Origin of the sequence: Actinotalea ferrariae (genome assembly GCF_019733465.1) — a bacterium.
Lineage (GTDB): Bacteria > Actinomycetota > Actinomycetes > Actinomycetales > Cellulomonadaceae > Actinotalea > Actinotalea ferrariae_A.
Genome location: NZ_JACVQL010000225.1, coordinates 1 through 8,394 on the forward strand (window position 1 = coordinate 1; position 8,394 = coordinate 8,394).

At 74.0% G+C, this 8,394-nt stretch carries 8 protein-coding genes; 5 read left to right on the plus strand and 3 right to left on the minus strand.

From position 1 onward, the window contains the following. A partial coding sequence (locus tag ICW40_RS16310) for a hypothetical protein (protein WP_221655068.1) occupies window positions 1-261 on the minus strand: 261 nt, incomplete at its 3' end. 85 nt (window positions 262-346) lie between these two features. Between ICW40_RS16310 and ICW40_RS16315 the strand changes: the two genes are divergently transcribed. The 4 genes from ICW40_RS16315 to ICW40_RS16330 all read left to right on the plus strand — a co-directional run bounded on the left by ICW40_RS16315 (window position 347) and on the right by ICW40_RS16330 (window position 7,128). Next, window positions 347-1,243 (plus strand): ABC transporter ATP-binding protein, encoded by an 897-nt coding sequence (locus ICW40_RS16315; protein WP_221655069.1) that lies wholly within the window; start codon window positions 347-349, stop codon window positions 1,241-1,243. After that, window positions 1,240-2,052, plus strand: a complete 813-nt coding sequence (locus tag ICW40_RS16320; RefSeq protein WP_221655070.1) for an ABC transporter permease — start codon at window positions 1,240-1,242, stop codon at window positions 2,050-2,052. Before ICW40_RS16315 ends, ICW40_RS16320 begins: the two co-directional genes overlap by 4 nt. A 199-nt stretch (window positions 2,053-2,251) precedes the next feature. Continuing rightward, complete coding sequence (locus ICW40_RS16325) at window positions 2,252-6,589, plus strand: beta strand repeat-containing protein (protein WP_221655071.1); 4,338 nt, start codon at window positions 2,252-2,254, stop codon at window positions 6,587-6,589. 137 nt (window positions 6,590-6,726) lie between these two features. Further along, entirely contained in the window at window positions 6,727-7,128 is a 402-nt protein-coding gene (locus tag ICW40_RS16330; protein ID WP_221655072.1) for a hypothetical protein, read from the plus strand. Between the two features lie 92 nt (window positions 7,129-7,220). On the opposite strand, the gene ICW40_RS16335 is transcribed toward ICW40_RS16330, so the two are convergent. Beyond that, window positions 7,221-7,415: a hypothetical protein gene (locus ICW40_RS16335; RefSeq protein ID WP_221655073.1), complete on the minus strand. Its 195-nt coding sequence runs from the start codon at window positions 7,413-7,415 to the stop codon at window positions 7,221-7,223. Window positions 7,416-7,563: 148 nt separating this feature from the next. Here ICW40_RS16335 and ICW40_RS16340 point away from each other — a divergent pair, with 148 nt between their 5' ends. Further along, entirely contained in the window at window positions 7,564-7,782 is a 219-nt protein-coding gene (locus ICW40_RS16340) for a hypothetical protein (RefSeq protein WP_221655074.1), read from the plus strand. A gap of 55 nt (window positions 7,783-7,837) precedes the next feature. Here the strand turns inward: ICW40_RS16340 and ICW40_RS16345 are convergent. Continuing rightward, window positions 7,838-8,394 (minus strand): DUF3418 domain-containing protein (locus ICW40_RS16345; protein WP_221655075.1); only part of this gene is annotated, 557 nt, incomplete at its 5' end.

Sequence of the window (8,394 nt, forward strand, 5' to 3'; positions counted from 1 at the left end):
GCGCTCGGCCTGGCGCCGCTCGGCCTCCCTGCGCTCGTCGCGCTCACGCCGCTCGGTCTCGCGCCGCCGGCGGTCCGCGTCGCGCTCGTCGCGCGCGGCCTCCTTGGCGGCCGCTGCGGCCAGCTTCTCCTCGTCGGCGGCGCGCCGAGCGGCCTCCTTCGCGAGCGCGGCGGCGGCCTTCTCCTCGTCGGCCCGGCGCTGCTCGGCCTCGCGCCGCGCGGCTGCGGCCTCGCGCTCGTCCGGCTCGCTGGGCCCGCCCACGGCATCTCCTTGACGCTCGTCCTTCGATCTGTGTACAACATACACATCCATAACCGCGTAGGGCATACACAGAAGGGCTCCGTCGATGACGCCCATGGTCGAGATCACGGGCCTGCGCAAGGCGTTCGGCAGCACGTCGGTCCTGGGCGGGGTCGACCTCACCGTCGACCGCGGCTCGGTCGTCGCGCTGCTCGGGCCGAACGGCGCGGGCAAGACCACCACCGTGCACGTGCTCGCCACGCTCCTGCGGCCCGACGCGGGCAGGGTGCTCGTCGACGGGCTCGACGTCGTGCGCGACGCCGTCGCGGTGCGGCACCGCATCGGCCTCACCGGTCAGTACGCCGCGCTCGACCCGCTCCTCACGGGTGCGGAGAACCTGCGCCTCATGGCCCGCGTCGCGCACCTGGCCCCGCACGCGGCCCGCGCGCGCTGCGCCGAGCTGCTCGAGCTGTTCGACCTCGTCGACGCGCGGGACCGGCTGCTGCGCACGTACTCGGGCGGCATGCGCCGCCGGCTCGACCTCGCGGCGGGCCTGCTGGGCCGGCCGGCGCTCATGGTGCTCGACGAGCCCACGACCGGCCTCGACCCGCGCAGCCGCAACGACCTGTGGCAGGTCATCCGCGACGTCGTCGCGGACGGCACCACGGTGCTGCTCACGACGCAGTACCTCGACGAGGCCGACCGGCTCGCGGACCGCATCGCGGTGCTCCACCACGGCCGCGTCATCGCGGACGGCACCGCCGCCGCGCTCAAGCGCCAGGTCGGCGAGGCGCACGTCGAGCTCGTCCTCGCCGGCGGCGCCGTCGAGCGCCTCGTGACCGACGGCTCCGTCGGTGACGTCCGGCGGATCCTCGCCGACGTCGAGGCGCGCGGCCTGGCGGTCGACCACTGGGAGGTCCGCGCGCCCACGCTCGACGACGTCTTCCTCACGCTCACGGGCGCCCCGGTGGCGACCGACCGCACCCTCCAGGAGGCCTCATGACTGCGCTCGCCACCGTCCCGACCACCGCTCAGGACGCCCCGTGGCGTCCACGCCTGGGGTGGGCGGTCACCGACACCGTGACGATGGTCCGGCGCAGCCTGCGCCGCACGCTGCGCGAGCCGGACGCGCTCTTCCTCTCCGTCGCGCTGCCCGTGATCCTGCTGCTGCTCTTCGTGTACGTCTTCGGCGGGGCGATCGAGACCGGCACGCAGTACGTCGACTACGTGGTGCCCGGCATCGTGCTGCTGTGCGCCGGCTTCGGCGCCGCGGGGACGGCGGTCACGGTCGCGGGGGACATGACGGAGGGCATCGTCGAGCGACTGCGGACGACGCCCGTCCACCCGGCCGCCGTCCTCACCGGGCACGTGGTCGCCGGCGTCGCGCGCAACCTCCTCGCGACGTCGCTCGTGGTCGGGCTCGCGCACCTGGTGGGGTTCCGGGCCGCCGCCGGGCCCCAGGAGTGGCTCGCCGTCGCCGGGCTGCTGGTGCTCTACATCCTCGCCTTCACGTGGATCGCCGTGTGCCTCGGCCTCGTGGCGTCCAGCCCCGAGGCAGCCAGCGGGTACGCCATGACGCTGCAGTTCCTGCCGTACCTCTCGAGCGCCTTCGTGCCGACCGAGACCATGCCCCGGGTGCTCCAGGTGATCGCCGAGAACCAGCCCGTGACGCCCGTGACGGACACCGTGCGGGCGTGGCTGCTCGGATGGCCGGGCGCCGACCCATGGGTCGCCCTCGCGTGGTGCGTCGGGCTGCTCGTGGTGGCGCGGACGGTCGCCGTCGTGCTCTTCCGGCGGCACGGCCGCGGGTAGGGGAACGGCGCTGGGCCGTCCGGGTGAACGGCGGCGTCGCCCTGCGGCGGCCGCCGGTTTCACCCGCGCGCGGGGTTCAAGTGGGTCCGCGGCGGGGGCGATGCACACAGTGCGCCGTCCTCGCGCGCGTCCCCCGGACGTCGTCCCCCGACGTCGAGACCCCCACCGGATGCCGACCCCAGGCGTCCTCAGGAGAGCTGTGTTCGCACCCCGCCCGCTCACGCCCGGCACCCGCCGCCGCGCCGCGACCGCCCTGTCCACCGTCCTGGCCCTGATCGTCGCCCCCCTCGTGGTGCTCGGCGTCGCCGCGCCCGCGCAGGCCGCCGTCATCCGGCCGTTCAACCCCGTGTTCTCGGTGAACACGAACGGCGACGTCATGCTCATCGGCAACACGCTGATGACGTGCGCGGCCAGCACCGCGTGCACCACCGCGCAGGAGATCGTGAACGGGCCTGCGAACGCGAACAGCAACAACAACTTCGCGCCACGGCGCGTCGACGTCGACAGCGACGCCACGACGTTCAACTCGTCGACGGCCGACCTCGACATCCCGTCCGGCGGCGCCGTGCTCTTCGCGGCCCTCGTGTGGGGCGGGCGCACCCCGAACGCGGTCGGCACGGCCAACGCGAACCCGGACCTGCGCGGCACCGCGCGGCTCACCGTGAAGCCGCAGGGGGGCCCGGCCCAGACCCACGAGCTGACCACGGAGACGGTCGACTCCTCGAACGAGCACTACGCGTCCTACCTCGACGTCACCAACATCGTCGCGGGAGCCGGTGACGCGACGTACACGGTCGCGAACGTGCAGTCCGACGCCCGCGCCACGATCAACGGCAGCCCGGCCAACGACCGCTACGCGGGCTGGTCCCTCGTCGTGGCCGTCGCCGACCCGAGCGCGCCGGCTCGCAACCTCACGATCTTCAACGGCTACGGCAACGTCTCGACCGGTGACGCCGAGCCCACGACCTTCACGGTCGACGGCTTCCTCACCCCGCCGAGCGGACCCGTGCGCACCACCCTCGGCGTCGTGACGTTCGAGGGCGACATGGGCCTCCAGGGCGACTCGCTCCGGCTCAACAACAAGGTGATCTCGGACGACCGCAACGTCGAGACCAACCCGTGGAACTCCACCATCACGAACCGCGGTAAGGATCTCGGGCAGAGCCTCGCGCCGCGCAACCCCGCCTACGCGAACCAGCTCGGCATCGACGTCGACCTCATCGACGTGCCGGAGACCGCACGGCTGGCCAACAGCGCGTCGAGCGCCACCATCGCGCTGAGCACGTCCGGCGACACCTACCTGCCGGCGTTCGTGACCTTCGCGACGGACCTCTACGACCCCAAGCTCCTCGGCACCAAGACGGTGACCGACCTCACGAGCACAGGCCCGACGGACCTGGACGTGCGCCCGAACGACGTGCTCGAGTACCGCGTCCCGGTCGAGAACATCGGCCTGGACACCTCGTCCCGCAGCCGCTTCTTCGACGCCATCCCGACGGGCACCAGCTACCTGCCCGGCTCGGTGACGCTCGACGGCGTGCCCCAGACGGACGCCGTCGACGGCGACACGACGCAGTTCGTCGCCGACCAGAACGGTCACGTGCTGATCCACCTCGGTGCGGGCGCGACCCCGACCGCCGGCGGCGAGATCCCCATGTCCACCGGTGCGGCCCAGCACGTCGTGACCTTCCGCGTCACCGTCGACGGCGACGCGACCAACGGTCAGGAGCTGACGAACGCGGCGGTCCTCACGTACCGCGGCAAGACGACGAACGCCTCGGCGTCGTCGGCGACGAACGCCGTGATCCGCCCGGTCGTGACCGCCCCGATCGACGGGAACAGCCCGCCCGAGGCGACGCCGCACGTGCTCACCTTCGAGCCCGCACCCACGGCACGCACGATCGACATCGCCGTCCTCGCCGGTGACACCGACCCGGAGGGCGACGCGCTCGGTGTCGTCGCCGTCACCGACGCCGCGGGCGGCACCGTGACGATCAACCCGAACGGCACGGTCACGTACGCGCCGCGCGACGACTTCGCGGGTCGCGACGTGTTCACCTACACGATCGAGGACACGGCGGGGAACCGCTCCACCGCGACCGTCCAGATCGAGGTCCTCAACACGGCCCCCGAGGCCGTCGACGACGCGACCACCGTGCCCGGCGCGACGCCGGCGGTCCTCGCGCTGACCGCGAACGACACCGACGCCAACGGCGACACGCTGACCGTCAAGAGCGCGGGCCCGACGTCGGCGCAGGGCGGCACGGTCACCGTGACGAACGGCGTCGCGACCTACACGCCGCTGCCCGGCTTCCGCGGCAACGACACCTTCACGTACGTCGTCGAGGACAGCCGCGGCGGGTCCGACACGGCCACCGTGACGGTCACCGTGACGAACAACGCGCCCGTCGCGGTGGACGACACCTACGCGACGGCGGCCGGCTCGCCCGTGACGCTCGCGGTGCGTGGCAACGACACCGACCTCGACGGCGACGCGCTCAGCGTGAGCGTCCTCGCCGGGCCGACCCACGGCACCCTGACGCTCAACCCGAACGGCACGGGCACCTACACGCCCACGACGGGATGGTCCGGCACGGACACGTTCACGTACCGGGTGACCGATGCCCACGGCGGCAGCGACACCGCGACCGTCACGATCACGGTCAACGGCGCGCCCGTGGCCGACGACGACTCGGCCTCGACGCCGAGCGGCACGGCCGTGGACGTCCCCGTCCTCGTCGGCGACACCGACCCGAACGGCGACACGCTCAGCGTCGCCAGCGTGACGCAGCCGTCCCACGGCGCGACCGTGGTGCAGGTCGACGGCACCGTCCGGTACACGCCGGCCGCCGGCTGGGCGGGTGTCGACACCTTCACCTACGTGCTGTCCGACGGCCGCGGCCTCACGGACACGGCGACGGTGACGGTCACGACGCTCAACGCCGCGCCCGTCGCGAACGCGGACGCCACCTCGACGCCGACCAACACGCCCGCGAGCCGGGTCGACGTCCACTCCAACGACACGGACGTCAACGTCACGGCCGGCGTGCCGGGTCAGGTGCTCACGGTCACGGGTGCGACGGCCGACAACGGCGCGTCGGTCGTCGTCGAGTCCGACGGCACGCTGACGGTGACGCCGGCGACCGGGTTCTCGGGCGTCGTGACGGTCAGCTACACGCTGTCCGACGGCGCCACGGGCACCGCCACGGGGACGCTGACCGTCACGGTCGACAACGGCGCGCCCTCGGCCGGCTCCGACGGCCCGGTCTCGACGCCGACGAACACCTCGGTGCTCATCGACGTCCTCGACAACGACACCGACCCCAACACGGGCGACACGCTCACCATCACGCCGGGCTCGCTGACGGACCCGGTCGACGGCACGGGCACGACGCGCGGCGACGTTGAGATCGTGGCCGGCGAGGTCCGCTACACGCCGCCGACCGGCTGGTCGGGCACGGTCACCTTCACGTACGAGGTCTCGGACGGCGACGGCGGCACCGCGACGGGCACCGTCACGGTCGTCGTCGAGAACGCCGCGCCGGTCGCGGTCGACGACGCCATCACGACGCCCTCGGGCACCGCGGTGACGGTCGACGTGCTGGCGGACGACACGGACGCCAACATCCCGGGCACCGACCAGGTCCTCACCGTGGTCGGCGCCGTGGCGGACAACGGCGCGAGCGTCGTGGTCGAGACGGATGGCACCCTGACGGTCACGCCTGCGGCGGGCTTCGAGGGCGTCGTCACCGTGAGGTACACCGTGGGCGACGGCGCCGGCGGCACCGACGAGGGCCAGCTCCTCGTCACGGTCGCCAACGCCGCACCGGTGGCGGTCGCCGACGGCGCGTCCACGCCGTACGGCACGCCGGTCGACGTCGACCTGCTCGCGAACGACACGGACGCGAACCCGGGCGACACGCTCGCGGTCGTGCCCGGCAGCACCACGGACCCGGTCGACGCCGACGGCACGCCGCGCGGCACGGTCACGGTCACCGACGGCGTCGCGACGTACACGCCGCCCGCCGGCTTCTCGGGTGTCGTGACGTTCGACTACACGGTGACCGACGGCACGGACCAGCGCGTCGCGACGGTGACGATCACCGTGGGCAACGCGCCGCCGGTGCCGACGACGGACACGGTCCGGACGCCGGCGGGCTCGCCCGTCGTCATCGACGTCGTCGGCAACGACGCGGACCCCGACGGCGGCACGCTGACGATCACGGGTGTGACGCAGCCCGCGTCCGGCACCGTGACGATCGTCGACGGTCGCCTCGTCTACACGCCCGTGGCCGGGTTCTCCGGCACCGTGACGTTCACCTACACGGTGAGTGACGGCCAGGGCGGCACGGCGACGACGACGGTCACGATCGACGTCGTGGCGGCACCGCCGGCCGCGGCCGCCGGTGTGGCCGGTGCGGCGACCGGTGCGCTCCCGCGCACGGGCGTCGAGGTCGGGACCGCGGCGGGCGTCGCGGCGCTGCTCCTCCTGCTCGGCGGGGCGCTCGTGCTCGGTGCCCGGCGGCGCACGGCCTGACGGCCGGCAACGCGACAGCGGCCCGGACCCCCTCGGGGGTCCGGGCCGCTTGCCGTCCGTCCGGCGCCGCCAACGCCCTCGACCGCGGCGCGAAGGTCGAGTCGTTTCTGGGCGGCGCTGGTGGCTAGCCTCGCCGCATGGACCAGGTCCCCACTGCCGCTCGGGTCGGTGATGTGGCGGCCCCGGTGGTGCTCCTCTGCGCGGCGGCCGTCCTCACCGTCGTCGCGGTGTCCCTCCGCGTGGCGGGCTTCCTCGGCGTGATGGACCAGGTCGACACGGTGGCCGGCGCCTTCGAGGCGGGCCGTTCACAGGGGGTCCGTGCGGCCGTCCTGCTCTTCGTGGCCGCTGGACTGACCTGGGCGGCGTTACGCGGGTTGACCGACCAGGCGACGAGAAGGTCGACGTGCGCGCGCGGAGGCACGGTGATGGTCGTCGGCGCTGCCGTCTCGCTCGTCCTCGGCGGTTGGGTCACCGGCCTCGTCCTGGCGGTGCCGGCCCTCGCCCTGGCCGTCGCGGGCCGCCGGCGACTCGCGTCGTGACCGCAGGCTCGGATGACGTCCCGATGCTCGGCCGGGCCGCACCCAGGAGGAGCCGGTCGATCTGTCGTGTGCGAGAAGCGGGCTGAGTCTGCTCAGCCGGCCTGGCGCCGGCGTACCGCGAGGCCGGACGCGTCGGCCACCATGGGCGCGACGGTCAGCTCGACCTTGTCGACCGGCACGGCGAGCAGGCCGCTGCGCACTGCGCCGAGGATCTCGGGATCGGCCACCGTCGCCGGACCGCCCAGGGCGGTGCGGGCCAGGGTGACCTCGCTGTCGGTGTCCGTCATGGTGGTCAATGTAGAGGCATGGGCGGTCCGTGGGGGAGTGCGGCACAGGGTGAGACGACGGGTGATTCCGGCGCCTTCGCCCAGCCCGCGTACCGTCGGCCGAGCCGGGCCGACCGCGGCCCGCCGACCCGCGCGTGGAGAGGTGGACATGGCTGCTCGGTCAGGCGGGACGCGTCGGGCGGCCGTGGTCTGGGGTGTGGTCGCCGCCGTCGCTGCGGTCACCTACGCGATCGCTTTCTGGGTGGTCCTCGACCGGACGGACGCCGGCGAGCCGGCCGGACCGCTGAGCATCGTCGTCTGGCCTGCCGCGGGCCTCGCCGTCGTCGCGTTCGCGATGACCATGGTGCACGTGGCCCGACGGCGCTGAACGGGTCGCGGCCATCGCGCTGGGGGCTCGGCGTGTGGCCGTGGAGCGCCCGTCCTCAGCCGGCGAGCGCGTTCCGGATGCGCTTGACCGAGACGGGCTGCGCGGTGCCGAGCTGCTGCGCGAAGAGACTCACGCGCAGCTCCTGGAGCATCCAGCGCACCTCGGCGAGGCGCTCCTCGCGCGTCGCGTCGGGCGCCGCGGCCCGAGCAGCGCGGACGGCGTCGTCGTAGGCCTCCTGGACTTCCGCGACCTGCCACGCGAGGGACTGGTCCCGGCCCGGGTCGCCCGCGGCCTTCGCGAGCCGGTGCCGGGCGGCGCGCAGGTAGCGGACGACGTGCGGCAGGCGCGCGGCGCCGACCTCGCCCGCGACGCCGTCGTGCACCAGGGCTGTCAGCTGCGCGCGCACGTCCGTGACCGTCGAGAGCAGCGCGAGGCTCGTCGCGGCACGCAGGTCCGCCTCGAGCTCGCGCGCCGCGCCCAGCACCGCGACGAGGTCGCGGGCGACGGCGTACGTGCGGTCCTCGAGGCGGTCGCGCAGGTGCGTCCGCAGCGCGGCGTACGCGTCGGCGTCCCGCACCGCGAGGGCGGCCGGCATTCCGGCCGGCCCTCCGG